This window comes from Thiohalocapsa halophila, from assembly GCF_016583825.1.
In the GTDB taxonomy this organism is placed as follows: domain Bacteria; phylum Pseudomonadota; class Gammaproteobacteria; order Chromatiales; family Chromatiaceae; genus Thiohalocapsa; species Thiohalocapsa halophila.
This window is the reverse complement of record NZ_NRRV01000224.1, coordinates 1-925: the sequence shown is the minus strand read 5'-3', so window position 1 is coordinate 925 and position 925 is coordinate 1. Positions and strand designations below refer to the sequence as shown.

Below are 925 nucleotides of genomic sequence, written 5' to 3'. Positions count from 1 at the left end.
CCTTGATCCGCAGCCGCATGTCATCCAGTAATTCCCGCAGCAGACCGGCTGACTCCCGATAGAAAGGCAGCCTCGCGCTGGCGATGACCTTATCGCAAAACTCTGGTGCCCAGCGGCTCAGGTGCTCGTCGACGAATGTCTGCTGCAGCACCAGCGCATCCCGCGCCAGCGCCCAATCCTGCTTGCCCAGGGCATCGGCCTCAGCGTGGGCGAGCTTTTGCAGAAACTCCAACTCCACACTGATGTGGTCAGGGATTCCGGTATAGTCCGGCGCGTACTCGACGCCGACCGATTCGATGAAGCGCTTGACTGCGACCGTTTCGCTGCCCCACAGCAAGCCCGAGTCCCCTTGGTCTCTGTGGTGATGAACGGATTCGTGGGGGGAGATATGGCTCCCCGGCCCAAGGAAGAGCCTGGCGTACTCCACGGCCAGATCCTCCGCAAGCTCCGCGTCGGACCCTTTTGCAAAGTCCCCGCTGAGATCGATCCCGAGATCGATCCCAAGATCGAACAAATGTTTCGCGAAGGTCGGTGCCTTCATCTCGACCAGCAGCGCCTGTGAGGGCTCCTCCCGGAACAGCGCGGCCAGAAGACCGCAGACATCTCCGAGCGCCCGAACATGCGCGGCCTCAGGATTCAGGGATGACGCCATTTTGACTCACTCTACGGATGCTTTGACTCACTCTACGGATGCTTTGACTCACTCTACGGATGCCGCTCCACGCTGAAGCCGCCGACTGGGCTCGGGACGCGCCCAGTCGCGCCTTATTTCAAAGGCCCCGCAGCTGCGCTACACCTTGGCGACCTTGACCACGGTATCCATCCAACGCTGCTGCCCGCTGATGGGGTCCGGCGTGTTCAGGATCGCCGTGTTGGGGTGGACCCCGTGCTTGTCCCACCAGATGAGCTTCAGATCAGGATCGTC

1 protein-coding gene is annotated in these 925 nt (G+C 61.5%); it reads right to left on the bottom strand.

Annotated features, from left to right (window positions below; genetic code table 11):
- A partial coding sequence (locus CKO31_RS26125; RefSeq protein ID WP_200243856.1) for a TorD/DmsD family molecular chaperone occupies positions 1 to 652 on the bottom strand: 652 nt, incomplete at its 3' end.
- Positions 653 to 925: the final 273 nt, after the last annotated feature.